Source organism: Streptomyces sp. GSL17-111 (genome assembly GCF_037911585.1).
Lineage (GTDB): Bacteria > Actinomycetota > Actinomycetes > Streptomycetales > Streptomycetaceae > Streptomyces.
The window spans coordinates 4,756,217-4,779,675 of sequence record NZ_JBAJNS010000001.1; the positions used below are offsets into that span (position 1 = coordinate 4,756,217).

A 23,459-nucleotide genomic window follows, 5' to 3' on the forward strand; every position below is an offset into this window, starting at 1 on the left:
GTGTGACGATCGTCGGTACGGGGGCCGGGGCGCGGCCGGGCCGGCACGCGCCCCGGAGCCCGGGGCGTCAGTCGAGCTCGGCGAAGGCGCGGCGCGACTCGCTGACGAACCGCCGGACCTTGGCGCGGTCCTTGCGGCCGTCCGCGCCCTCCAGCCCGGTGTGCGCGTCGACGGCGGCCGGCCGCACCTGGCGGATCGCCTCCGCGACGTTGTCCGGGTTCAGGCCGCCGGCCATCATCAGCGGCTTGGGGGAGCGGCGTACCAGCTCGGCGCTGACCGACCAGTCGTGCGTCAGCCCGGTCGCGCCCTTGGCGCCGGTGGCCGGGTTGAAGGTGTCGGTGATGAACATGTCGACACAGTCGGCGACCTCGTCCACGAGCTTCAGCAGCTCGTCGGCGTTGTCCTCCTTGACCACCAGGCTCTTGAGCACGTACAGCTCGGGCCGGGCCGCCTTCAGCGCCCGCAGCTCCGCCGCCTCCACGTCCCCGTGCAGCTGCACGGCCGTGACGCCGAGTTCGGAGCAGAAGGCGGCGACCTCGTCCGCCTTCGTCAGGTAGCTGATCAGCACTCCGGCGTGCGGGGGCCGCAGGCCGGAGATGATCTCGGTGGCGGCGGCCTCGGATATGTCGTCCTTGCCGGACGGCAGCCGCAGCGGGAAGCCCAGCCAGTCCGTCTTCTCCTCGACCAGCATGGCCGCCTCGGCAGCATCGATGACGCCTGCGACTTGCACCAGGTTCTTCACGGACAACACGCCTTTCTCATCCGGTACTTGCGGATCTTCCGGGGTTCGGGTGGTTCTTCGTCCGGTGGTACGTCGGGGCCCGTGGGAGCCCTGACGGCGCGGATCGCAGCGGGGACGTGTGGGGCCGTGTGCCGTGGACCGCGGTCGGTGGGGTGGCGCCGCCGGAGCTCACGTGCCGTAGCGGTCGTGGAAGACCTTCCGCTCCCGTGGGCGGCGTCCGGGGTGGATCCGTTCCTCGGCGGGGTGGCCGACGGCCAGCAGCAGCGCGACGGCCAGGTCGTCCCGGTCGTCGACGCCGATGACCTTCTTGACCTCCTGCTCGTCCCAGCCGTTCATCGGCGAGGTGGCCAGACCGGCCCCGGCGGCGGCGAGCATGAAGAACGACGCGGCGATCATGGCGTCCTTGACCGCGTACTCCCGCAGCAGCCCGCGCTCGGCCAGATCCCGCTGGAACGCCTGCCCGCCCTCCTGGAAGGAGGCGATGAACGCCTCGTTCCAGGCCCCGCGCTCGCGGGCCTGCGCGTAGATGTCGTCGAGGTCGCCCTCCCAGGCCGTGCTCTCGGCGACGAACACCAGGGTGACCGGCGCCTCCCTCGGCTGCGGCTGCCCACCGGTGGCCGCGACGAGCCCGTCCCGCACCTCCGGATCGGAGACCACGACGATGGACCGGCTCTGGTGGTTCCAGCTCGACGGCGCCTCCAAGGCGAGGTCGAGCAGTTCGCCCAGTTGCTCCGGCGGGACGGGTCGGGAGGAGTAGTGACGCAAGCTACGGCGGGCCCGGATGGCATCGGCGACCGAGGGGGGAACCGGAGCGTTCATGGGGAGTGGCGCACCTTTCGCGTCGAGACAAAGCACCGCCATCCTGGGCAGGCCGGATGGTGCCCTGGTCGAGAGGCGATGGACCCGCCCCAGCCGCAACGTTTCTCCTCCCTCCGCCCTCCCCTCCGCCCCGCCCGTTCCCCCGCCAGGACGGCACCGGCCACTGGGCTGCGGGCGACGCCGACGCCCTCCTCGGTGACGACGAGGAGCTGAGGCTTTCCGGGAGCCGGGTGGTCACCGGAAACGGGTACCACCTCTCCGTGCTCGATCTCTGGTACGTGCGGGAACCGGAGCCGCCGGAGGGCGAGGAGGACTGATCCGCGCCGGTGCGCCGAGCGTCGCCCGCCCACGGCCGGACGGGCTCGTCCGCGCCGCACGCCGTGGCGCGTCCCGGAGCCGCCGAAGGTGCCGGACGTGGCGGACGCCCGTCGCGGGGAGGGTGCGACGGGCGTCCGGACGGCCCTACGGCCGCGTGGGTGGGGCGGGCGTCGGCGTCAGGGCGCCTCACCGGCCAGGGGCGTGAGCTCGCCGCCGCCCTCCAGCGACGCCGTGAGGTCGGCCTTGGCGCCCTGCGTCGCCTCGGCGGCCAGCAGATGCCCCTGGGCGCTGGCCTCGACGTCCCCCGAGGCCGTGATCGAGGTGACCTCGGAGCTGCCCGCCGCCAGCAGGTACCAGGTGCCGCCCGAGGCCTTCCACAGCACGCCGCTGAGCACCCGGGGCTCGCGGGGGCCGCACGCCGGACGGTCCTCCACCCGTACCGTCACGGCGCCGGGCGTGGCCGGGTCCTCGGCGGGCGGCAGGAACTGCACCGACGCCCGCGAACCCGTGCCGCGCCAGGTCTCCGCGCGGGCGCAGACCCAGCGACCCGTGCCGTTGTCCTCGGGCAGTTCCTGCGTCGCGAAGGCCCAGGTGTTGACCGTGCGCACCCCGGCGGTGGCCACCGAGGACAGCTGGCACGCCGTACGGGCCAGCGCCGCCTCCGCATCGGCGCTCAGCGGGTCCTGCGGCGTCTCGCCCGGCTCCCCGTAGGTCAGGTGTGTCGGGGTGATCTCGCCGAGGTCCGTCACCAGGTACGGGTCCTTCCGCCCGGCCGAGGAGACGCGCAGCGCGGACCAGGCCGTGCACGTCCCCTGCCCGAGCGGCGGGCTGGTCACGGGGTCGGTGACGCCGTCGGCGCGGCGCTTGACGGCGGTGCCGGTGTCGCCCGGGTTGAGCAGGTCGGTCACCGCCAGCTCGGTCACCCAGGGAGCCATCAGGTAGCGGGCGTTGCCGTCGCCGCGGGTCAGCAGGACGGCGCTGGCCGACGCTCCGGACGCCGCGTCCGCGCGGGCGAAGTCCAGCGCCACCGGGCCCTCCGTCCCGTCCTGCGGCTCGGCGTACCGGACGACCCGCAGCCCGTCGTGCAGCAGCACGACCGAGGCACCGTCCACCACGCCCGCGTACAGCAGCTGCGGGGGGCCGGCCGCCGGGCCGGGGGCCGTGCCCGGCGTCGCCGTCACGGCCACCCCCTCGCCCGGCCGCGCCCACACCGCGAGGGCCCGCCGCAGCAACTCCCGGTCCTCGGCCAGCTCACCCCGCGTGGGCCACACCGAGTAGTCGGAGCGGGTGGCGTCCCGCCAGGCGGCGGGCTCGACGCGGCCGAGCTTCGCCGGATCCAGCGCGAGCTCCGCCGAGAGGTTCTGCGCGTAGAGGGGCGCCGCCGCGCCGTCCCGCCCCCAGCCGTCCCCGGGGACGCCGAGCAGGACGCCGCACACCCCGAGGGCCACGGCCGCCACGAGGGCCGCCCGGCCGTGCTGGCGCCGCCGCATCAGGTCCGTGGGCCGCGCCTGGAGCGAACACGCGTCGAACTCGGGGGACTCCAGCAGCGGACGGTCCCGGCTCCCGGCCGGCGCCTGGACGCCGTTCGCCTCGGTCAGCGCCTCCTCGGGCGCGGCGACCCCCGCCGCGTCCAGGAGCCGGACCACGTCCCCGTCGCCGAGCCCTTCCAGACCGCGCAGGACGAAGGCCGCGCGGCCCGGCCCGCTGACCGCCGAGAGGGCCTGTTCGAGGGCCACTTCGTCCGCGCCGCCCGCCCCGGGGAACAGCCGCAGACCGGCCACCTGCGGCAGCAGCGGACGCCGCCCCGGCAGCCAGCCCAGCTCCCACCGGCCCAGCCGGGGCGGGCGCGGTGCCGTCAGCGCACCGCGCACCACGCGCATCCGCAGGTAGGCGTACTCGGTGTCGGCGCCCGCGGCGGACGCGGAAGCCGGGCCGGGCCCTCGCTGCGCGGGCAGCGGCGGCTTCTCCTTGGCGGCCCGGCCGCGCGGCAGGGCGCTCTGCGCCAGGGCGTGCGCGGTCAGCGATCTGCGGTGCCGACCGAGCGCGGGCGGCAGCAGCAGATAGCCGAGGCGCACCAACCGTGGGTAGTGCTCGACGAGCGCCGCCTCGGCCCGCTCGACATCCACGGGACCGGCGGACGGGGACGGGGGAGAGGTCGCATCCTTCAGAGCCACGCTCAGCTGAACGAGCGAACCCCGTGTCGGTCACGATGCCGCGTCGAGCGGGGCCGGTCTCAGCCCCGGTCGAGGTGCGCGAGGACGGCCAGCACACGCCGGTTGTCGTCGTCGGAGACCGGCAGGCCCAGCTTCCCGAAGATGTTGGACGTGTGCTTCGCCACGGACCGCTCGGTGATGACCAGGCGCTCGGCTATGGCGGCGTTGGACCGGCCCTGGGCCATCAGCTCCATGACCTCCCGCTCACGCGGCGTCAGCGTCTCCGTCGGACGGTCCCGTCTGGCCAACAGCTGCCGGATGACCTGCGGATCCATCGCGGTGCCCCCGGCCGCCACCCGGCGGACGGCCTCGACGAACTGCCCGGCGTCGAACACCCGGTCCTTGAGCAGGTAGCCCACGCCGCCGCTGCCGTCCGCCAGAAGTTCCCGCGCGTAGAGCTGCTCCACGTGCTGGGAGAGCACGAGCACCGGCATGCCCGGACGTTCCCGCCGCGCCGCGAGGGCGCACTGCAGCCCCTCGTCCGTGAACGACGGCGGCAGCCGGACGTCCACGACGGCGACGTCCGGCCGCAGCTCGCGCAGTGCCCGGCTCAGATCGGGCCCGTTGTCCACGGCGGCGGCGATCTCGAAGTCGTACGCCTCCAGCAGCCGCACGAGTCCGTCGCGCAGCAGGAAGAGGTCTTCGGCGAGGACGACGCGCAACGTGGCTCCGAGCGGGGCGAGGACAGAGGAGGTACGACCAGGGCGAATCTATCGCGCCGGGGCACCGGGCGGCGGGGGAGCCGCCACCGGGCAGGGCACCTCCAGCACCACGCGCGTCGGCCCGCCCGGCGGGCTGCTGACGGCCAGCGTCCCGTCGAACTGGCCCAGCCGGCGCCGGACCCCGGCCAGCCCGGAGCCGCGCGCCGGGTCGGCCCCGCCCCGGCCGTCGTCGGTCACGGTCACCCGCAGTACACCGGTGCTCGTGCCCCCGTGCCGCAGGACGGCCCGCACCTCCGTGGCCTCCGCGTGCTTGGCCGCGTTCGTCAGGACCTCGCTGACGGCGAAGTAGACGGCCGTCTCCATCGGTTCGGGCAGCCGCCCGGGCAACTCCACCTCCACGGTGACGGGGAGAGGCAGCCGCAGCGCGAGTGCCCGCACGGCGTCCCCCAGCCCGCGCTCGGCCAGCACCGGTGGGTGGATGCCGCGCACCAGGTCGCGCAGCTCGGTCAGCGCCTCGGCCGAGTTCTGCCGGACCTGGGCGAGCAGGGCCCTGGCCTGTTGCGGGTCCTGCTCGATCAGCGCCTCCACCGCGCCGAGGTTCATGCCCATCGCCACCAGCCGGGCCTGGGCGCCGTCGTGCAGGTCGCGTTCGATGCGGCGCAGTTCGGCGGCGGAGGAGTCGACCGCGTCGTGCCGGCTCTCCTGGAGGCGCTCCACCCGCCGGGCCAATGCGGCCTTCCGCGTGGGTCGCAGGAGCGCGCGGGTCAGCCGGGCGTTGCAGCGCAGCAGCGCCGGGCCCCAGCGCAGGGACACCGCGACCCACCCGAGTCCGAGGGCCGCCGCGAGCAGCGCCGTCCCCTGCGAGTCCACGGGGACGAAGGCGTACCAGTACGTCCCGTCCTCCGTCGCGACGACGGGACGCCACAGCCCGACGCCGAGCAGCACGCCGAGGACCCCGTTCAGCAGCAGCGCGGCGGGAAGGACGGCGGTGAGGAACCCGGCCGTCATGTCCACGAGCAGCCACTGGAGGTCGCGCCAGGTGGCCGGATCCCGCAGCAGGGCCACGCACGGCCCCACCCGGCCGGTGAGCCCGGTGCCGCGCTCCGGCTCCGGTGGGTGGGGAAGCGGCCGGTACGGGGACGCGACGGGCACCCCGCCCCACGCCACGGCCCCCGCGCGCCGCCGGTCGGCGTACGCCCGCAGGGTGCGGACCAGCACCGGGGTCGTCACCAGGCCGATCCCGAGGGGAATGAGCGCCAGGGAGACGGCCGTCGCCGCGAAGAGGAACGCTCCCGCGACGACGCCGGAGACCGCCAGCCAGCCCCCGCGTACCGCCACGACCACGGCCTCGCCGACGTGTCCTGCCCGCATCCCCGTCCCCCTTCGTCACCGTGGCGCTCCTGTCGTTGTGGGAGCCGCCCACGTCCCAGTCTGGGCGGGCGGCTCCCACGACGACATGGGCCCACGTCCCCGGCCCGGGGTGTAGCTGACACCACCCCGGGCCGGCCTCGGTGCCTCGGTGACAAAAACCCGCACGGGCGGGGGGAGAAACGTCCCGCCCGTGCCATGATGCCGGACCACGGCACGGTGGCGCCGAGCCCCTCCCCAGCTCGGCGCCGCGCCGCCGCCCCCCCCCGGAGGGCCGTGGCCTCGTGCGGCTCAGACGAGGTCCAGCGCCTCCAGCTCCGCGCAGCAGGTCTCCACCAGCAGCCGCGTGACGACGTACGGGTCGATGTTGGCGTTCGGGCGGCGGTCCTCGATGTAGCCCTTCTTGTCCACCTCGACCTGCCACGGGATGCGCACCGAGGCGCCCCGGTCGGAGACGCCGTAGCTGTACTCGCTCCAGGGGGCCGTCTCGTGGGCGCCGGTCAGCCGCGCCTCGACGCCCGCGCCGTACTGGCGGATGTGCTCGGCGGGCTTGTCGCCCTTGCCCAGGGCCTCGCAGGCGGCGACGATCGCGTCGTAGCCCTCGCGCATGGCCCGGGTGGAGAAGTTGGTGTGGGCCCCGGCGCCGTTCCAGTCGCCCTTGGCCGGCTTGGGGTCGAGCGTCGCGGAGACGCCGTGGTCCTCGGCCGTGCGGTACAGCAGCCAGCGGGCGACCCACAGCTGGTCGGAGACCTCCAGCGGCGAGAGCGGGCCGACCTGGAACTCCCACTGCCCCGGCATCACCTCGGCGTTGATGCCGCTGATGCCCAGCCCTGCGGCCAGGCAGTTGTCCAGGTGCCGCTCGACGATCTCGCGGCCGAAGATCTCGTCCGCGCCGACACCGCAGTAGTAGCCCCCCTGCGGAGCGGGGAAGCCGCCCTCGGGGAAGCCGAGCGGGCGGGCGCCGTCGAAGAAGGTGTACTCCTGCTCGATGCCGAAGACCGGCTCCTGCGCGGCGTACTTCTCGGCGAGCGGGCGCAGCAGGGCCCGGGTGTTCGAGGAGTGCGGCCGGTCGTCGGTCGTGAAGACCTCGCACAGCACGAGCCGGTGCGCGCCGCCGCGGATCGGGTCCGGATAGGAGGCGACGGGCTTGAGCACGAGGTCGGACGCGTGCCCCTCCGCCTGGCTGGTGCTGGAGCCGTCGAAGCCCCACACCGGCGGCTCGGCGCCGTCGGCGAGGATCTTCGTCTTGGACCGCAGCTTGGCGGTCGGCTCGGTGCCGTCGATCCAGATGTACTCGGCCTTGTAGCTCACGTGACGGTGTCCTTCGGCAGCTCGGGGCGGATGTCGCGCTGCCGTCACTGTCGGCGGGAGCGGTTTCCCGGCAGTTGCCCGGCTGTTAAGCGGCTGTGACATCGCTCTCCGGGACACCACGAGCGGGACTGGAGGTCCGTGGGAGGGACACCCCCTTAGTCTGGGCCTGTACCGCGCATCCCATGGGAGGTCTCCACCGTGCCGCAGATCACCGTCGACTACGCGGCGCCGCTCGCCGCGGCCTTCGACCGCGCCGCGTTCGGCAAGGAGCTGCACGCCGTCACCGAGGACGCCATCGGTGCTTCGGTCGCCGCCTGCAAGACGCGCTTCCGCCGCATCGAGGAGTGCGTCATCGCCGACGGGGACGGGGAGGTCGACATGGTCCACATCGAGGTCGCCGTCCTCTCCGGCCGCACCCAGGAGGCGAAGACGGAGCTGGCCCGCTCCGTCATGGACCTGGCCCGCAAGCGGATCGGTCCCGCCGCGGGCCGCCGCCTGGACCTCTCCGTCCACATCACCGACATGGACCGGCAGGCGTACGTCGCCCACCAGGAGGACGCCCGCGAGAAGGGGGTGCTCGCGTGAGGTTCGGTCTCCTGGGCACCGGGACGTGGGCCGAGAACACCCACGGTCTCGCCCTCGCCGCCCATCCGCACGCCGAGCTGGCCGGGGTGTGGGGGCGCCGTCCCGAGGCCGCCGCCGCGCTGGCCGAACGCCACGGCACCCGCCCCTACACCGACGTCGACGCCCTGTTCGCCGACTGCGACGCCGTCGCCGTCGCCCTGCCGCCCGACGTCCAGGCGGGGCTCGCCGTCCGTGCCGCGGCGGCGGGCAAGCACCTGCTGCTCGACAAGCCGCTGGCCACCACGGTGCCCGGGGCCCGGCAGGTCGCCGACGCCGTGCGGCGGGCCGGGGTGCGCTCCGTGGTGTTCTTCACCCTCCGCTTCGCCCCGACCTCCGCCCGCTGGATAGCCGAACAGCGCGTCACCGGCGACTGGTTCACCGGCCGCGCCGACTGGTACTCGCCCGTCTTCGGCGGCGCCGACAGCCCCTACACCGCCTCACCGTGGCGGCGCGAGAAGGGCGCGCTGTGGGACGTCGGCCCGCACGCCCTGTCGGTGCTGACCGCCGTGCTCGGCGACGTCGACCCGGACGACCCGGGCGCCGTCACCGCCGCGCGCGGCCCCGGGGACACCGTCCACCTGGCGCTGCGGCACACGGGCGGCGCCTCCAGCACCGTGACCGTCACCCACTCCGTGCCCCCGGCCGCCGCCGGGGTCGTCGCCGAACTGCGGGGGACGTCCGGCGTCGTCTCCCTGCCGGAGCGGGACGAACCGGCCCCTGTCGCCTTCGCCGCCGCCGTGGACGCACTCCTCGCGGACGAGCCGCACCCCTGCGACGCCGCGTACGCGCTGCGCGTCACGGAGATCCTCGCCGCCGCCGAGGCCCGGCTGCGGTGACCGCCGGGCCCGGCGGGCTCAGTACGTCATCAGTACGTCACCGTGATCCGCCGGGCCGGGCCGTCCACGCGGATCGTCCCGCCGTAGGGCAGCACCTGCTGCGGGTCCGTGTGGCCGAAGTCCACGTCGAAGACCGCCATCGTCTCCGGCGCGTACTCCCGCAGGGCCCGCAGCACCGCCGCCCGCTGCTCCGCGCGGTAGGCGGCGCGCGCGGCGTCCTCGCGCTGGTCGAAGACCGACGCCGTGCGTGCCCGGGCCATCAGCAGCGCGGGGAAGCGGCGCAGCAGCCCGCGCTCGCCCAGCGCGCGCAGCGTCCGGTAGACATCCTCGGCGCGCGGCAGCTCCTCGGAGGTCTCCAGGAACAGCACCCGGCCGTCGTAGCGCTCCGGTGGCTCCGTCTCCCGGTCGGCCATCAGCAGCCAGGCCAGGATCTCCAGGCAGCCGCCCCAGCCCCGGCCCTCCACCACGCGGTGCGGCTCGTGCCACCACCAGCCGCCGCACGGGTCCATGCGCGGCTCGGCGGCGAACGTCGCGGGGTCGTCCCACGGGGTGTTCACGTCCCCGTACACCGGCGACTCGCGCAGCTCGAACGGGCCCGAGGTGAACAGCGCCGCCCGCAGGGAACGGCTGGTCAGCTCGCTCATCCGCCCCGGCCGGCCGAACTCCACCATCACGCTGCCGCCGTGGTAGCCGACGACGCCCGCCGACCGGCTGAGCCACGCCAGCAGGTTCGTGTTGTCGCTGTAGCCGAAGAACGGCTTCGGGTGCGCCCGCACCAACGCGGCGTCCAGGTGGGGCAGGACGGTGATCTGGTCGTCGCCCCCGATGGTGGCGATCAGCGCCTTCACCGTCGGGTCCGTGAACGCCGCGTGCAGCTCCGCCGCCCGCTCCGCCGGCCCGAGGCCCGCCGCCCGGCTGCCCGGGTACTCGACGACGTCGAGGTCGAACTCCTCGCGCAGCCGCCGCAGTCCGAGCTCGTAGGGCAGCGGGAACGTTTCTCCGAGCCCGCCGGAGGGCGAGACCACCGCGACGCGGTCCCCGGGCCGGGGTTTGGGCGGGTACACCGGCTCCGTCGCCGGTTCCACTGAGGCAACCATCCCCGCACGCTAGCCGTCGGCCCCGCGCGGCGTCACCCGGATAGCGGGGCCGGGGCGGTGGCCGGTCCCCGCGCGACGACGCCCGGCCGGGTGCGACACCCGGCCGGGCGCGGGCGTCAGCCCAGGGCCGCGACGCGCTCGCGGTACCCCCGTGCGGCCGCCGTGTCCCGGTAGGGCTCCAGCCGCCGTTCGAAGTCCCGCACGTACTCGTGGGCCCGCACCGAGCGCAGCTCGAAGGCCCCGCGCGCCGCCTCCGCGGCGAGCTCGCACGCCCGCTCGAGCTCGCCCAGACCCAGGCGCGCCGTGGCCAGCACGATCCGGCCGAGCACCGTGCCACGCCCCTGCCCCTCACCGCGCAGCCGCAGGGCCCGCTCGGCGTGCTCGGCGGCCGTCCGGTACTGCTGGAGGTCCCGGTGGCAGTGGCCCGACTCATCGGCGAAGCGGGCCTCGTCGAAGGCCCGTGTCCAATGCCCCTCGCCTTCGTCCCGGTCGTCCCGCCCCACCGTCTCCAGGGCACGCTCCGCACGGGTCAGCGCCGCCGCTGCCGACCGTGCCTCGCCCAGCAGGGCGTGCCCGCGCGCCTCGACCGCGTGCAGCAGACCCTGCACGGCGGCCGGCCCGCCCGGACCCAGACCCTGCTGCGCGACCCGAGCCAGCTGCACCGCTTCCCGGCCGTGCCCCAGGTAGACCGCCTGCGCGCTCATCGTCGCCAGCACGTACGCGCCGTACGCCCGGTCCCCGGCCGCCTGCGAGAGCCGCAGGGCCTGCACGTAGTACCGCTGCGCCAGCCCGTGCGCGGCGACGTCGTACGCCGTCCAGCCCGCCAGCCGCGTCAGGTCGGCCGCCGCCGCGAACAGCCGCCGACCGAGCGCGTCCCCGAAGGTGCCGCGCAGCATCGGCTCGGCCTCGTGCTCCAGGTACCGCACCAGCGCCTGCCGGGCGTGGCCGCCGCCGTGCGCCTCGTCCAGCGAGTGGAACAGCTCCGCGACGGAGCGCAGCGCCGTCACGTCACCGGGGGTGACCCGCTGGCCCGGGCAGCGTTCCACCAGCTCCGGCCGCTCCGCCCGCTCCGCGCGCTCCGCGTGCGGCACCCGGCCGCCCGGCGGTCCGCCGCCGAGCGGTCCGCCGCCGGGTCCGCCGGCGAGCGGCCCGACCCGGCTGCCCTGCACGGGGACGCGGGCGGGTGGCGGTTGCGGGGCGGGCTCCCCGCGTCCCACCCGGTCGTCGGGGCGGCCGATCAGCCAGTCCCGGCTCGGCACGACGAGGCCGGCCGGGGTGAACGCGATCTTCCGTAGCTCGCGATGGCTGCCGGCGTCCTTGCGCCACAGGCCGCTCACGATGTCCACGGCCTCCGCGCTCGTCGCCGCGAACTCCAGCCCGGCGTAGACCGGGGCGCACGGATCGAGGCCGAGGTCCTGGGCCGACAGGCGGCGGCCCAGCCGTCGGGTGAAGACTTCGGCGATCAGGGCGGGTGTCGTGCCGCGCGGTTGCTGTCCGCGCAGCCACCGGGTGACGGACGTCTTGTCGTAGCGCAGGTCGAGCCCGTGTTCCAGGCCCAGCTGGTCCACCCGCCGGGCGAGGCCGGCGTTGGAGAATCCGGCCTCGGCGATGAGCGCGGCGAGCTGCCGGTTGTGGGTGCGCTGCGGGGACGGTCGGGTCCCGGGTGGTTCCGTCGGCATAGGCTGTGCTGTCTCCTGCCCCTCGGTCATGTGGGGACGCCTGGGCGCCCTGCGGAACGGGCGTGAACTTAGCCCTCTGAACAGGGCTTATGGAGGGTGACCTCCGGTATTCATCCATACGTGTGAGGAAGGAACGGTTCCGTGCAGCCCGGGCACCGCCGTCCCCCGTTCGGGTGCCGCCGTAGAGTGAGGGGGCGGGCGCGTCGGGGCCGCCGGGCGGGAACGTCGCGAACGTCGAGAAAGTCGAGAAGGGAAGCTGCCGTGAGTGAGCTGGCCTACGTCCACCTGGGCTTCGGCGCGGACGCCGTGGACTACCGCGAGGCGTGGCAGCGGCAGCGGGAGGTGCACGCCGCGCGGTTCGCGGACGAGATCCCCGACACGTGCCTGCTGCTGGAGCACCAGCCCGTCTACACCGCCGGGCGCCGGACGCTCGAGAGCGAGCGCCCCCTGGACGGCACCCCGGTCGTCGACGTGGACCGCGGCGGCAAGATCACCTGGCACGGTCCCGGCCAGCTCGTCGGCTACCCGATCCTGAAACTCCCGCGTCCCGTCGACGTCGTCGCGCACGTGCGGCGCCTGGAGGAGGCGCTGATCCGCACCTGCGCCGAGTTCGGCCTGGAGACCTCCCGTCTGGAGGGCCGCAGCGGCGTGTGGGTCCTCGGCGCGCCGACCGGGGAGGGCGAGGGCGGCCCGTCACTGGGCGGCCTCGCGCTGGACTTCGACCCCCGCCTCCAGGGCGAGGAGTACGACACCCGTCTCATGGGGCCGGAGTACGCCCCCTCCAACGCCGGGCAGCGCGGCGAGGACCGCAAGCTCGCCGCCATCGGCATCCGCGTCGCCAAGGGCGTCACCATGCACGGCTTCTCCCTGAACTGTGATTCCGACAACACCTCCTTCGACCGCATCGTGCCCTGCGGCATCCGGGACGCGGGCGTCACCTCGCTCTCCGGGGAGCTCGGCCGCCCGGTGAGCGTCACCGAGGTGCTGCCGGTCGTCGAGAAGCACCTGCGGGCCGTCCTGGAGGAGTCCGTGCCGCTGCCGCGCGCGGTCTGATCGCACGGGCGTTCTACCGGCGGGTAGCCGCCGGGGTGAAGTGCCCTGCGATTCCGCCGGCCGACCGTGGTGGGAGGACCACCGAAGACGGGGCGTACCCTGGGACGCGCCGAGGAATCGAAACCTGAGGAGCCGGACGTGTCCGCTGTCGCACCCGACGGTCGCAAGATGCTCCGACTGGAGGTCCGCAACAGCCAGACCCCCATCGAGCGCAAGCCCGAGTGGATCAAGACCCGGGCGAAGATGGGGCCGGAGTACAACGCCCTCCAGTCCCTGGTGAAGCGGGAGGGGCTGCACACGGTCTGCCAGGAGGCGGGCTGCCCCAACATCTTCGAGTGCTGGGAGGACCGCGAGGCGACGTTCCTCATCGGCGGTGAGCAGTGCACCCGGCGCTGCGACTTCTGCCAGATCGACACCGGCAAGCCGGCCGAGCTGGACCGGGACGAGCCGCGCCGCGTCGCCGAGTCCGTCCAGCAGATGGAACTGCGGTACGCCACCATCACCGGCGTCGCCCGCGACGACCTGGAGGACGGCGGCTCCTGGCTCTACGCCGAAACGGTCCGCCAGATCCACGCCCTCATGCCCGGCACGGGCGTCGAGCTGCTGATCCCCGACTTCAACGCCGTTCCCGAGCAGCTGGCGGAGGTCTTCTCCTCCCGTCCCGAGGTGCTGGCCCACAACGTCGAGACCGTTCCGCGCATCTTCAAGCGCATCCGGCCGGCCTTCCGCTACGAGCGGTCGCTGGAGGTCATCACCCGCGCCCGCGAGGACGGCCTCGTCACCAAGTCGAACCTCATCCTCGGTATGGGCGAGACCCGCGAAGAGGTCAGCCAGGCCCTGCGCGACCTGCACGACGCGGGCTGCGAGCTCATCACCATCACGCAGTACCTGCGCCCCACGCCGCGCCACCACCCCGTCGAGCGCTGGGTGAAGCCGCACGAGTTCGTGGAGCTCCAGGAGGAGGCGGAGGAGATGGGCTACGCCGGTGTCATGTCCGGCCCCCTGGTCCGCTCGTCCTACCGCGCCGGCCGCCTCTACCAGCAGGCCATCGACCGCCGCGCGGAGGCGTCCTCCGCCGCCTGACGGACCGGCGGCGGGTGCCGCACCCCACTCGGCTCAGTGGCCCCGCGCCCGGCGCGGGGCCGGCAGGGTTCGGGCTCCCGGCGCCCCTGCGGGAAAACCGTTCGGTCCGTTTTGACCGTCGGGTCATACGGTGGTAACACCGTTCGGTGATGCTGTTGTCACGTACCGCGTATGCCGACGCCACTCCTCGTGGAGGAACAGCCATGCCGCCCCGCCCCGTTCGCGACGACGTCACGGTGACCCCCGTTCGTCCCGGCCTCTCCACGGCGCTGCTGGCCCTGGAGTCCGTCCTGCTGCGCGGCGGCCACGCCACGGCCCGCCGCAACGCCTGGACCTCCGTCCTGGAGGACCGCCGCCGGGCCCAGGACCGCAGGGAGGCCGCCCACGTCCTGGAGGCCGCAGCGGAAGGCACTTCCCAGGCCACGTAAACTTCCTCCTATGGCGAGGAAGGAACAATCCGAGACCCCAGGGCGACTCAAGCAGATCGGCCTGACCTACAAGATGACCCGGCGGGCTGATCGCTGGATCGGGTTCATCCTGCTGGGCGTGGGGCTGATCACCTTCGGCGTCGTCCTCGCGATCGGCTTCCTGATCGGGCACCCGATCTACCTGGGCATCCTCGGATTCCTGCTGGCCTTCCTCGCGGTGGCGATCGTCTTCGGGCGCCGCGCCGAGCGGGCGGCCTTCGGACAGATGGAGGGCCAGCCGGGAGCGGCGGCGGCGGTACTGGACAACATCGGGCGGGGGTGGAACGTCACCCCGGCCGTCGCGATCACCCGCAGCCAGGACGTCGTCCACCGGGCGGTCGGCCGCCCCGGCGTCGTCCTCGTGGCCGAGGGCAACCCGAACCGGCTGCGCAACCTGCTGGGATCCGAGAAGCGGAAGATGGCCCGCCTGCTCGGCGACGTCCCGGTGCACCAGATCATCGTCGGCAACGGCGAGGGCGAGGTGCCGCTCAAGAAGCTGCGCACGACGATCGTCAAGAAGCCGCGCGTCCTCGCGGGCTCGCAGGTGACGGAGATCAACGACCGGCTCCGGGCCGTCGGGGATTTGATGAGCAACATGCCGATCCCGAAGGGACCCATGCCGAAGGGGATGCGGATGCCGAAGGGGCCCAGCGGCGGCGGGCGCCGCTGAGCCGCACCGATGACACGAACGGCCGTGGGGCCCGCCCGGAGATTCCCGGGCGGGCCCCACGGCCGTTCCACGACGTGCGCGCGCCGCGACGGGCTCGCGGCCCGGTCACCGGCCCCTTGAGCCCGGCTGCGGACGCGTCCGTCTCACATGCGGACCTGCACCGCGTGCGCGAGCCGGTCGTGCAGCCCCCGCGCGTCGCGATCCCACACCACCGCCGGGATGAACAGGAGCAGCAGGACCGTCCGCAGCGCCGTCCGGGGGAACGTCAGCCGTCCGCCGTGCACCGATACCACCCGCAGGCCCAGCAGCCGCTTGCCCGGCGTGAAGCCCAGCGTGCCCACCAGCAGCAGCGACATCACACCGAAGACGAGCAGCGCCCAGTTACCCGCGCTCGACATGCCGTCGCCGGACAGCAGCCCGTACCCGATGAGCAGGCACAGCATCCAGTCGATGAAGATCGCGCCGATCCGGCGCCCGGTGGGTGCGACGGACCCGGGCCCGTCCTGGGGCAGCCCCAGCCGCTCGCCCCGGTAACCGAAGTCCGCACCCAGCAAGTCCTCGGCCGCGGCCTGCGGGCCGGACAGCCATGATCCGATTGCCTGCCTTTTGTCCACCCGACCACGGTAACCCGGACGGCCCAGGCGTCCGACGGCGGCCGGGTGCACCCTGGAGGTATACGACGCGACGGGCGCCGCGAGCCTCAAGCGCCGCACCAGCCGAAATCGGAGCGGCCTGGTTAACATCGGCGAAACAATCGGGTCATGCTGGAGAAATCCCGCATGCCTAGGGTCGAGCCCAGCGGACCACCGCACTGGGCTGCGACCTTAAGCTGCAATCCCGTCCCGTCGAGGCGGGACTAGGAGGACTTGGATGTTCCAGAACGCCGACGAAGCGAAGAAGTTCATTTCGGACAACGACGTGAAATTCGTCGACGTCCGCTTCTGCGACCTTCCCGGGATCATGCAGCACTTCACGGTGCCGGCCGCCACGTTCGACCCGGCCGAGAACCTGATGTTCGACGGCTCCTCGATCCGCGGCTTCCAGGCCATCCACGAGTCGGACATGGCGCTCGTCGCCGACCTGTCCACCGCCCGCCTGGACCCGTTCCGCAAGGACGCCACCCTCAACGTCAACTTCTTCATCCACGACCCGATCACCGGCGAGCAGTACAGCCGTGACCCGCGGAACGTGGCGAAGAAGGCCGAGGCCTACCTGGCCTCCTCCGGCATCGCCGACACCGCCTTCTTCGGCCCCGAGGCCGAGTTCTACGTCTTCGACGACGTCCGCTTCGAGACCAAGGCCAACGCGGGCTACTACCACATCGACTCCGTGGCCGGCGCCTGGAACACCGGCGCGATCGAGGACGGCGGCAACCGCGGGTACAAGGTCCGCTACAAGGGCGGCTACTTCCCGGCCCCGCCGGTCGACCACTTCGCCGACCTGCGCGCCGAGATCTCCCTGGAGCTGGCCAAGGCCGGCCTGGAGGTCGAGCGTCAGCACCACGAGGTGGGCACCGCCGGCCAGGCCGAGATCAACTACAAGTTCAACACGCTCCTCGCCGCCGCCGACGACCTGATGCTCTTCAAGTACATCGTGAAGAACGTCGCCTGGCGCAACAACAAGACCGCCACCTTCATGCCCAAGCCGATCTTCGGTGACAACGGCTCCGGCATGCACGTCCACCAGTCGCTGTGGAGCGGCGGCGAGCCCCTCTTCTACGACGAGCAGGGCTACGCGGGCCTCTCGGACACCGCCCGCTACTACATCGGCGGCATCCTCAAGCACGCCCCGTCGCTGCTGGCCTTCACCAACCCGACGGTGAACTCCTACCACCGCCTGGTGCCCGGCTTCGAGGCCCCGGTCAACCTGGTGTACTCGCAGCGCAACCGCTCCGCCGCGATGCGCATCCCGATCACCGGCTCGAACCCGAAGGCCAAGCGCGTCGAGTTCCGCGCCCCGGACCCGTCCTCCAACCCGTACCTGGCCTTCGCCGCCCTCCTGATGGCCGGCCTGGACGGCGTGAAGAACAAGATCGAGCCGGCCGAGCCGATTGACAAGGACCTCTACGAGCTCGCCCCCGAGGAGCACGCGGGCGTCCCGCAGGTGCCCACCTCCCTCCCGGCCGTCCTCGACGCCCTGGAGGAGGACAACGAGTACCTGCAGGCCGGCGGCGTCTTCACGAGCGACCTCATCGAGACCTGGATCGACTACAAGCGCACCAACGAGATCGCCCCGATGCAGCTCCGCCCGCACCCCCACGAGTTCGAGCTGTACTTCGACATCTGAGACGCGGGGTCGGGTGACCTGGGTGTAAGCCATAGAAACAAGCTGTGACCTGCGGAAACTCTCCTCAGTAGTTCTCACTGTCACCGCTTGTTCTCCACCCCCTTGCGCACCGGGTGTTCACCGCCCGGCCGATTCACTGTCGTGAGGTCAGAACGCTGCGAGGGCCGCTACTCCATAGCCGGGGTAGCGGCCCTCGCAGGCTCGTCCACGTTCTTCGTGCGGCGGCAGCCTCCTTGATCTCCTGGTGCTGAGGCGGTAGTTCCAGGTAGCGCAGGAGCTCGGCATCTCGCGGGAGACGGTGAGTAAGTGGCCCTCCCGGTTCGCCGCCGACCGCCTTGAGGGACTGGTCGACGCTCCGCGCTCCGGAGCCCCGCGTCAGATCACGGACGAGCAGATCGAGTCGCTGGTCGTCCGGACGCTCGGCTGACGGTGATCGCTTCCCCGCGCCGCGGGGAGACGCCTCTCACCGGGTGATGGCGGGCTGGGGCCGGCCCACTTCCGCCCTACCCCTTGTCGACATCCGCAAGGAAATAGCGGATGACGGGGTCCTCACCGCCGCCGGACCGGAGAAAGGTGTCGAACCGCTCCTCGTGCACCCGATGGGTGAAGTTCCAGGTGAGGGAGACGCTGTCATCGAGCGCGATGGCCGTGTGATACCAGCCCTGGGGGATGAAGATGGCGTCTCCCGGCGACAGGACCTCGTCGAGCGTGGGCACCGCCTGCTTCCAGCGGGGGAACCTGCTCTCGTCGGGGTGGTCGAGATCCACGGTGCCGCCCTCCGAGTCGGTCAGGAACTCGCCGGCCTCCGGCCCGTACATGATGAAGCGCTTCCTGCCGGTCACCTGGCACAGGCACGCGTCGCTGGCCCAGGGGTCGACGTGCAGGCGCGTCCGCCCGCCCTGGCCGCAGACGAACATGCCCCGCGCTGGGAAGCGGTCACGGGAGGCGTCCACGGGCCCGACGGCCGGCGGGAGCAGATAGTCCCCCTCGGGCAGCCAGGACGGCATCGACCAGTCGTTCGCGAGTTCCGCGAACGCGTCATCGGCGACGATCATCTGATCATGGCTCTGCTGAGTGAACCAGCGCAGATAGGGCGGTATCCCGGCGTCCCCCTGACCGGTGTGCTCGTCGACGTAGTCGCCGAAGGTGGCCACTTCCTCGAGGGTGAAGAGCGTGTCGAACAGTGAGACTTCGGCGTCGCGGAAGCGCTCCTTGAGGTCCTGCAGTCCCCAGGGAGGGGGAACCCTCCAGCCGTTCAGAGCTCCCCTCACCACGACCGGCTGGCCAGGCTCCAGGTGATTCCGCAGAAAATCCGCCGCGCTGAGCGCTTCGACCACATGCGAGGGTGCCATGAGGGTGCTCCGTCCGTGTTCTGGGCCCGGTTCCTGTGAGTGGAGCGTGCTTGACGTGTGCCGGCCGCGGCACGGCCCACCGGCGGAATTCTACGAGCGATCTCGCTTCCGCCGCGTAGCCGACCGGGCCGTCTCTCCTTCCTGAGGCAACCTGCCCGGTCGGGCACGTCCATCGGTCAGGCCCTTTCGCTACGGTCGCCGAGCCGCATCGAGTCCTGCGGTTCCCCAGGGCTGGATCAAGTTCCTTGTGGGGCCGGGTTGGTGGTGACGCCCGGGGCGGAGAGTGCTCACTGGAGTGCGGCGGTCCGGGTGGTCTTGGTGATGTTGTCGGCTCCAGGGGTTTCAGCGTGCCGATGGCGAGGTTGCGGACAGTGGCCATGGCGTGGGATGCGGTCCCGGTGTGGACGGCGGAGGCGTCCTCGGCGAAGGTCACGTCCGCGACGTCCGGGCTGCCTGAGTGGTCCGCTCCTGTCCGTCGGCCGTGTCCTTCCTTGGCGGAAGGCACGGCCGACGGCCGTTTCCGGCAGCGTCCGGGCTGACGGTGGGGCGCGCGAGGGGGGTTTTCCCCGTTGCCGTCAGGTGTGCTGGGCGCCCATGAGCCGGGTGAAGGACTGGGGGTCCGTGTCGAAGCCGCGGACGGTGCTGCGCCGCGTCCAGGGGCCGCCGGAGTCGCGGACGAACTCCACCAGCGTCGCGGCGGTCGCGTCGGGGACGTCGGTGAAGTCGTGGGTCTGCAGCTCGGTGTAGCCCTCGTGGACGGAGCACCGGGGGCGGGCGATGTCGGCGAACGTGACCCGTCCGCCGCCCTGCTGGATGGCGACGCCCACGACCACGCGTCCGTAGGCGGACGAGAGGCGGTCGAGCTCCAGCGTCATCGACTCGTCGACCCCGAGGCCGAGGCCGTTCCGGCTGTCCCTGCCGAGCGTGATGGTGCCGTCCGGGGAGCGGCTGTCGAAGTGCGCCAGGTAGACGGGTGTTCCGTGGAGGTCGTCCGTGCCGTAGACGGCGGCGATGATGTCGAGGTCGTGGTCGGGGGCGTCGGCGGCGCTCGGGTCCCACTTGAGCGTCACCTCGACCTTGCCCAGCCCCTTGTTGGGATTGCTCACCGGATTCCCCTCTCGTACGGTCCAGGGTCAACTGCACCAGGACACAGGCGTGTTCGCCATCGTGTCACGTCGCGGCGGCGTGAGGTGCGCGGCGCGGACCGGGGTGGGGGGAGAGAGAAAGACGAAAGGCAAGGAGATCGGACGCTCCTTGCCACTCTCAACGTATAGCGCACCGGGGGGCTTGCGGCAAGGCCCCGGTGGTGGCGCAGAATCCTCGGCCTGGACCGGACGGCGCGGTGCGGCCCGTGAGGGCGCGTCGCGGCGCCGGGTGCACCACGCCGGTCCTTCAGGCAGTGCCGCGCGCGACCGGCGCGGGCGCACCCCCGAGCGGAGCTGATGACGTGACCACCTTGACCAGCCGTGCCTTCGACCTGCCGGATGACCGCGCGGCCAAGGCCGTCCCGGAGCTGATCGCCGATGACGAGCGGCACTTCGCGGCCCTCGAGGCGTGCCTGGCGGAGTCGGTCGCCGAGGTGTCCGCCCGGCTGGACGCCGCGCGCCGGGCGCCGGGCGGGGCCGGGCGGCAGGCGATGGACCGGGACGCGGAGGTCCACCGGCTGACCGGTCGTCTGGGTGCGCTGCGCCGTTTCGGGCTGGACCTGTGCCTCGGACGCATGGTGGGTGCGGACGGCGGTGAGCCCGGGTACGTCGGACGGGTCGGCCTCACCGACGGCGCGGGACGCCGGTTGCTGCTCGACTGGCGCTCGCCGGCCGCCGAGCCGTTCTTCGGAGCCACGCACGCCGACCCGATGGGGCTGGCCAGCCGCCGCCGCTACCGCTGGACGGGGGGACGGGTCAGCGACTACTGGGACGAGGTCTTCACCCCGGAGGGGCTGGCCGGTCACGCCGCGCTGGACGACCAGTCGGCGTTCGTCGCGAGCCTGGGCGGGCACCGCTCGGCGCGGATGCGGGACGTGCTGGGCACGATCCAGGCGGATCAGGACGCCGTCATCCGCGCCGGTTCCCGGGGTGCGCTCGTCGTCGACGGGGGCCCGGGGACGGGCAAGACGGTCGTCGCCCTGCACCGCGCCGCCTACCTGCTGCACTCCGACCCGCGTCTGGGCCATCGCAGGGGCGGTGTGCTGTTCGTCGGCCCGCACGAGCCGTACCTGGGGTACGTGGCCGACGTGCTGCCGAGCCTCGGGGAGGAGGGGGTGCGGACGTGCACGCTGCGGCACCTGGTCCCCGAGGGGGCCACGGCGGTCGCCGAGGCCGATCCGGAGGTGGCGCGGCTGAAGTCCTCGGCCCGCCTGGTCGGGGCGGTCGAGGCCGCCGTCCGCTTCTACGAGGAGCCGCCCGCCGAGGTGACGACGGTGGCGACGGAGCTGGGGGACGTGCGGCTGGGTCCTGGTGAGTGGGCCCGGGCCTTCGCGGCGGTGGAGCCGGGGACCCCGCACAACGAGGCACACGGGCAGATCCTGGACGAGATGCTCGCGGTCGTGGTGGACGAGCCGGGCGACAGCGTTCCGGCCGAGGTCCCGGCCGAGGTGCTGCGCCGGTCGTTGCGGCGCAGCCGGGAGCTCCTGACGGCCCTCCACCGCGCGTGGCCGCTGATCGAGGCGGCCGACCTCGTCGGTGACCTGTGGTCGGTGCCCGCCTACCTGCGCCGGTGCGCGCCCTGGCTCGGCCCGGCGGAGATCCGGGCGCTGCGGCGGGCCGACGCGCAGGCGTGGACCGTGTCCGACCTGCCGTTCCTGGACGCCGCCCGGCAGCGGCTGGGCGATCCGGAGGCGTCGCGGCGTGCGCGGCGGCACGCGGCGGCCCGGGCCGCCGAACGCGAGCGGATGTCCGCGGTCGTCGACACGCTGCTGGCGAGCGACGACGACGGCGAGGGCGTCGTGACGATGCTGCACGGCGCTGACCTGCGCGACGCGCTGGCCGACGCGAGCGGGGCGCCCGGCGTCGAACCGGACCTGCTCGCCGGGCCGTTCGCGCACGTCGTCGTGGACGAGGCGCAGGAGCTGACGGACGCGGAGTGGCGGATGCTGCTCCTGCGGTGTCCGTCGCGCAGCTTCACCGTCGTGGGGGACCGGGCGCAGGCGCGGCGGGGGTTCTCGGAGTCGTGGCGGGAGCGGCTGGGGCGGCTCGGGTTCGACCGTATCGACGTGGCGTCGCTGCGCGTCAACTACCGCACGCCGCAGGAGGTCATGGCCGAGGCCGAGCCGGTGATCCGGGCGGTGCTCCCGGACGCCAACGTGCCGACGTCCGTGCGGAGGAGCGGTGTGCCCGTCGTCCACGGGGACGTGACGGAGCTGGGGCCGTTGCTGGCGGAGTGGCTCGCCGGGCACGCCGAGGGGACCGCGTGCGTCATCGGCGACCCGACGTTCCGTGCGACGCCCCGCGTCCGGTCGCTGACGCCGGAGCTGGCGAAGGGGCTGGAGTTCGACCTGGTCGTCCTGGTGGAACCGGAGGCGTTCGGGGAGGGCGTGGCGGGGACGGTCGACCGCTACGTCGCCATGACGCGGGCCACGCGGCGGCTCGTGGTCCTCTCCCGCTCCTGAGACCGGCCGGTCGGGCGGGCGGTCGTCACTCCCGGAATCCTCCGGCGATTCCTGGACAATGCGGGCATGGAGCATCCGGAGACCCTGATCCTGATCATGGCGGCGGCGGTCCTGGCGCCCCTGCTGGCCTACGGGCTCGGCCGCTGGGTCCGCGTGCCGCTGGTCATCTTCGAGATCGCGCTGGGCGTGCTGCTCGGCCCGGCCGTCCTGGGGTGGGCGCACCCGAGCACGGTGCTGGACACCCTGGCCGACCTGGGGCTGGCCATGCTCATCTTCCTCGCGGGCTACGAGTTGGGCCTCGGCGAGGTGCGCGGCCCCACGATGCGGCGCTCGGCGGTCGCCTGGCTCCTCGCGCTGGCCCTGGGCCTGGGGATCGCACTGGTGCTCACCGGCGCGGACATCGACAAGAGCTTCGTGCTGGGCACCGCGCTGACCAGCACCGCGCTGGGGACGATCCTGCCGGTCCTGCGGGACGCGGGGGACCTGGACGGCCGGTTCGGCAGGGTCGTCCTCGCCTTCGGGGCGGTGGGGGAGTTCGGGCCGATCATCGCCATCGCGCTGCTGCTGAGCGGGCGTCAGCCGGTGGAGTCGGCCGCGCTGCTGGTGGCGTTCGCCGTGATCACGGCGGTGGCGGTCGTCTGGGCGCTGCGGCCCCGGCCGCCGTGGTTCGCGGATCTCGTCGCCAGGACGCTGCACACCAGCGGGCAGTTCGCCGTGCGCTTCGTGATGCTGCTGCTGTTCTCCATGCTGGCGCTGTCGGCGGCGTTCGGTCTGGACGTGCTGCTGGGGGCGTTCGCGGCGGGCCTGCTGACGCGGCTGGTCCTGGCCGGTGCGCCCGAGAGCAGTGGGGAGGTGCTGGGCAAGGTGGAGGCGATGGGCTTCGGCTTCCTGGTGCCGCTGTTCTTCGTCGTCACCGGCGTTGAGTTCGACCTCGACGCGCTGCTGTCCGGCGGCCGGGCGCTGCTCCTGGTGCCCACGTTCCTCCTGCTCTTCCTCCTGGTGCGCGGTCTGCCCGTCCTCCTGGCGGCGCCGCGCGATCTCGGGAGGGCGGACCGGGCCGCGTTGACGCTGCATATGGCGACCTGTCTGCCGCTGGTGGTCGCCATCACCACCATCGGGCTCGACGACGACCTCATCGGGACGGACGAGGCGGCGGCGCTCGTGGGCGCGGCCATGGTGTCGGTTCTGGTCTTCCCGCTGCTCGCGCTGAGGCTTCGCCGACGGGCCGGGGTGCCGGGCGGGGCGGAGAACGAGGCCTGGTGAGGCGGGCCG

Annotated in this window: 20 protein-coding genes and 1 pseudogene; 10 read left to right on the forward strand and 11 right to left on the reverse strand. The window is 73.2% G+C overall.

Going from position 1 to position 23,459, the window contains the following annotated elements; all coding sequences use genetic code 11:
* Nucleotides 1-67: 67 nt before the first annotated feature.
* The 6 genes from V6D49_RS21190 to glnII all read right to left on the reverse strand — a co-directional run bounded on the left by V6D49_RS21190 (nucleotide 68) and on the right by glnII (nucleotide 7,433).
* The gene (locus tag V6D49_RS21190; RefSeq protein ID WP_340561967.1) at nucleotides 68-751 is read right to left on the reverse strand and encodes a phosphoribosylanthranilate isomerase; all 684 of its coding nucleotides are present in this window, start codon (nucleotides 749-751) and stop codon (nucleotides 68-70) included.
* A gap of 159 nt (nucleotides 752-910) precedes the next feature.
* The gene (locus V6D49_RS21195; RefSeq protein WP_340561969.1) at nucleotides 911-1,561 is read right to left on the reverse strand and encodes a nitroreductase family protein; all 651 of its coding nucleotides are present in this window, start codon (nucleotides 1,559-1,561) and stop codon (nucleotides 911-913) included.
* A 494-nt stretch (nucleotides 1,562-2,055) separates the two neighbouring features.
* The gene (locus V6D49_RS21200) at nucleotides 2,056-4,053 is read right to left on the reverse strand and encodes a hypothetical protein (RefSeq protein WP_445330572.1); all 1,998 of its coding nucleotides are present in this window, start codon (nucleotides 4,051-4,053) and stop codon (nucleotides 2,056-2,058) included.
* A 59-nt stretch (nucleotides 4,054-4,112) separates the two neighbouring features.
* Entirely contained in the window at nucleotides 4,113-4,754 is a 642-nt protein-coding gene (locus V6D49_RS21205; RefSeq protein WP_340561973.1) for a response regulator transcription factor, read from the reverse strand.
* Between the two features lie 48 nt (nucleotides 4,755-4,802).
* Nucleotides 4,803-6,125, reverse strand: a complete 1,323-nt coding sequence (locus V6D49_RS21210) for a sensor histidine kinase (RefSeq protein WP_340561975.1) — start codon at nucleotides 6,123-6,125, stop codon at nucleotides 4,803-4,805.
* A 288-nt stretch (nucleotides 6,126-6,413) separates the two neighbouring features.
* Nucleotides 6,414-7,433, reverse strand: a complete 1,020-nt coding sequence (gene glnII, locus V6D49_RS21215; RefSeq protein ID WP_340561977.1) for a glutamine synthetase — start codon at nucleotides 7,431-7,433, stop codon at nucleotides 6,414-6,416.
* Nucleotides 7,434-7,631: 198 nt separating this feature from the next.
* On the opposite strand from glnII, the gene V6D49_RS21220 reads away from it, so the two are divergent.
* The gene (locus tag V6D49_RS21220; RefSeq protein ID WP_340561979.1) at nucleotides 7,632-8,018 is read left to right on the forward strand and encodes a 5-carboxymethyl-2-hydroxymuconate Delta-isomerase; all 387 of its coding nucleotides are present in this window, start codon (nucleotides 7,632-7,634) and stop codon (nucleotides 8,016-8,018) included.
* Complete coding sequence (locus V6D49_RS21225) at nucleotides 8,015-8,893, forward strand: Gfo/Idh/MocA family protein (protein ID WP_340561980.1); 879 nt, start codon at nucleotides 8,015-8,017, stop codon at nucleotides 8,891-8,893. The genes V6D49_RS21220 and V6D49_RS21225 overlap by 4 nt, the downstream gene beginning before the upstream one ends.
* A gap of 29 nt (nucleotides 8,894-8,922) precedes the next feature.
* Here V6D49_RS21225 and V6D49_RS21230 read toward each other — a convergent pair whose 3' ends face one another.
* Together V6D49_RS21230 and V6D49_RS21235 are read right to left on the reverse strand one after the other, a co-directional pair.
* A complete protein-coding gene (locus V6D49_RS21230; RefSeq protein WP_340561981.1) occupies nucleotides 8,923-9,990 on the reverse strand; it encodes a S66 family peptidase in 1,068 nt (355 codons plus the stop codon).
* Between the two features lie 116 nt (nucleotides 9,991-10,106).
* Complete coding sequence (locus tag V6D49_RS21235) at nucleotides 10,107-11,669, reverse strand: regulator (RefSeq protein WP_340561983.1); 1,563 nt, start codon at nucleotides 11,667-11,669, stop codon at nucleotides 10,107-10,109.
* A gap of 261 nt (nucleotides 11,670-11,930) precedes the next feature.
* Between V6D49_RS21235 and lipB the strand changes: the two genes are divergently transcribed.
* The 4 genes from lipB (at nucleotide 11,931) to V6D49_RS21255 (ending at nucleotide 14,942) form a co-directional block, all read left to right on the forward strand.
* Nucleotides 11,931-12,722, forward strand: a complete 792-nt coding sequence (lipB, locus tag V6D49_RS21240) for a lipoyl(octanoyl) transferase LipB (protein ID WP_340561985.1) — start codon at nucleotides 11,931-11,933, stop codon at nucleotides 12,720-12,722.
* Between the two features lie 138 nt (nucleotides 12,723-12,860).
* Nucleotides 12,861-13,805 (forward strand): lipoyl synthase, encoded by a 945-nt coding sequence (lipA, locus tag V6D49_RS21245; protein WP_191207674.1) that lies wholly within the window; start codon nucleotides 12,861-12,863, stop codon nucleotides 13,803-13,805.
* Nucleotides 13,806-14,008: 203 nt separating this feature from the next.
* Entirely contained in the window at nucleotides 14,009-14,233 is a 225-nt protein-coding gene (locus V6D49_RS21250) for an SCO2195 family GlnR-regulated protein (protein ID WP_340561987.1), read from the forward strand.
* A gap of 10 nt (nucleotides 14,234-14,243) precedes the next feature.
* Entirely contained in the window at nucleotides 14,244-14,942 is a 699-nt protein-coding gene (locus V6D49_RS21255; protein ID WP_340561989.1) for a DUF4191 domain-containing protein, read from the forward strand.
* Between the two features lie 143 nt (nucleotides 14,943-15,085).
* On the opposite strand, the gene V6D49_RS21260 is transcribed toward V6D49_RS21255, so the two are convergent.
* On the reverse strand, nucleotides 15,086-15,556 hold the full coding sequence (locus tag V6D49_RS21260) for an RDD family protein (protein WP_340561991.1): 471 nt from the start codon (nucleotides 15,554-15,556) through the stop codon (nucleotides 15,086-15,088).
* A gap of 256 nt (nucleotides 15,557-15,812) precedes the next feature.
* Here V6D49_RS21260 and glnA point away from each other — a divergent pair, with 256 nt between their 5' ends.
* Both glnA and V6D49_RS21270 read left to right on the forward strand, forming a co-directional pair.
* Nucleotides 15,813-17,228 carry a type I glutamate--ammonia ligase gene (gene glnA / locus V6D49_RS21265; protein ID WP_191207670.1) on the forward strand — a complete coding sequence of 472 codons (1,416 nt, stop codon included), beginning with the start codon at nucleotides 15,813-15,815 and terminating at the stop codon, nucleotides 17,226-17,228.
* Between the two features lie 274 nt (nucleotides 17,229-17,502).
* A pseudogene (locus tag V6D49_RS21270) lies at nucleotides 17,503-17,655 on the forward strand (helix-turn-helix domain-containing protein); the annotation flags it as partial.
* A gap of 76 nt (nucleotides 17,656-17,731) precedes the next feature.
* On the opposite strand, the gene V6D49_RS21275 reads toward V6D49_RS21270, so the two are convergent.
* Both V6D49_RS21275 and V6D49_RS21280 read right to left on the reverse strand, forming a co-directional pair.
* A complete protein-coding gene (locus V6D49_RS21275; RefSeq protein ID WP_340561993.1) occupies nucleotides 17,732-18,565 on the reverse strand; it encodes a cupin-like domain-containing protein in 834 nt (277 codons plus the stop codon).
* 590 nt (nucleotides 18,566-19,155) lie between these two features.
* The gene (locus tag V6D49_RS21280) at nucleotides 19,156-19,686 is read right to left on the reverse strand and encodes a TerD family protein (protein ID WP_340561994.1); all 531 of its coding nucleotides are present in this window, start codon (nucleotides 19,684-19,686) and stop codon (nucleotides 19,156-19,158) included.
* 341 nt (nucleotides 19,687-20,027) lie between these two features.
* Here V6D49_RS21280 and helR point away from each other — a divergent pair, with 341 nt between their 5' ends.
* Nucleotides 20,028-22,187 (forward strand): RNA polymerase recycling motor ATPase HelR, encoded by a 2,160-nt coding sequence (helR, locus tag V6D49_RS21285; protein ID WP_340561995.1) that lies wholly within the window; start codon nucleotides 20,028-20,030, stop codon nucleotides 22,185-22,187.
* A 66-nt stretch (nucleotides 22,188-22,253) separates the two neighbouring features.
* A complete protein-coding gene (locus V6D49_RS21290; protein WP_340561996.1) occupies nucleotides 22,254-23,450 on the forward strand; it encodes a cation:proton antiporter in 1,197 nt (398 codons plus the stop codon).
* Nucleotides 23,451-23,459: the final 9 nt, after the last annotated feature.

What these genes read in the sequence shown, in the direction of transcription:
- V6D49_RS21290 (WP_340561996.1), top strand. Translation starts at nt 22,254, where the DNA reads ATGGAGCATCCGGAGACCCTGATCCTGATCATGGCGGCGGCGGTCCTG.
- V6D49_RS21250 (WP_340561987.1), top strand. Translation starts at nt 14,009, where the DNA reads ATGCCGCCCCGCCCCGTTCGCGACGACGTCACGGTGACCCCCGTTCGT.
- glnA (WP_191207670.1), top strand. Translation starts at nt 15,813, where the DNA reads ATGTTCCAGAACGCCGACGAAGCGAAGAAGTTCATTTCGGACAACGAC.
- V6D49_RS21210 (WP_340561975.1), bottom strand. Translation starts at nt 6,125, where the DNA reads ATGCGGGCAGGACACGTCGGCGAGGCCGTGGTCGTGGCGGTACGCGGG.
- V6D49_RS21195 (WP_340561969.1), bottom strand. Translation starts at nt 1,561, where the DNA reads ATGAACGCTCCGGTTCCCCCCTCGGTCGCCGATGCCATCCGGGCCCGC.
- V6D49_RS21235 (WP_340561983.1), bottom strand. Translation starts at nt 11,669, where the DNA reads ATGCCGACGGAACCACCCGGGACCCGACCGTCCCCGCAGCGCACCCAC.
- V6D49_RS21255 (WP_340561989.1), top strand. Translation starts at nt 14,244, where the DNA reads ATGGCGAGGAAGGAACAATCCGAGACCCCAGGGCGACTCAAGCAGATC.
- V6D49_RS21230 (WP_340561981.1), bottom strand. Translation starts at nt 9,990, where the DNA reads ATGGTTGCCTCAGTGGAACCGGCGACGGAGCCGGTGTACCCGCCCAAA.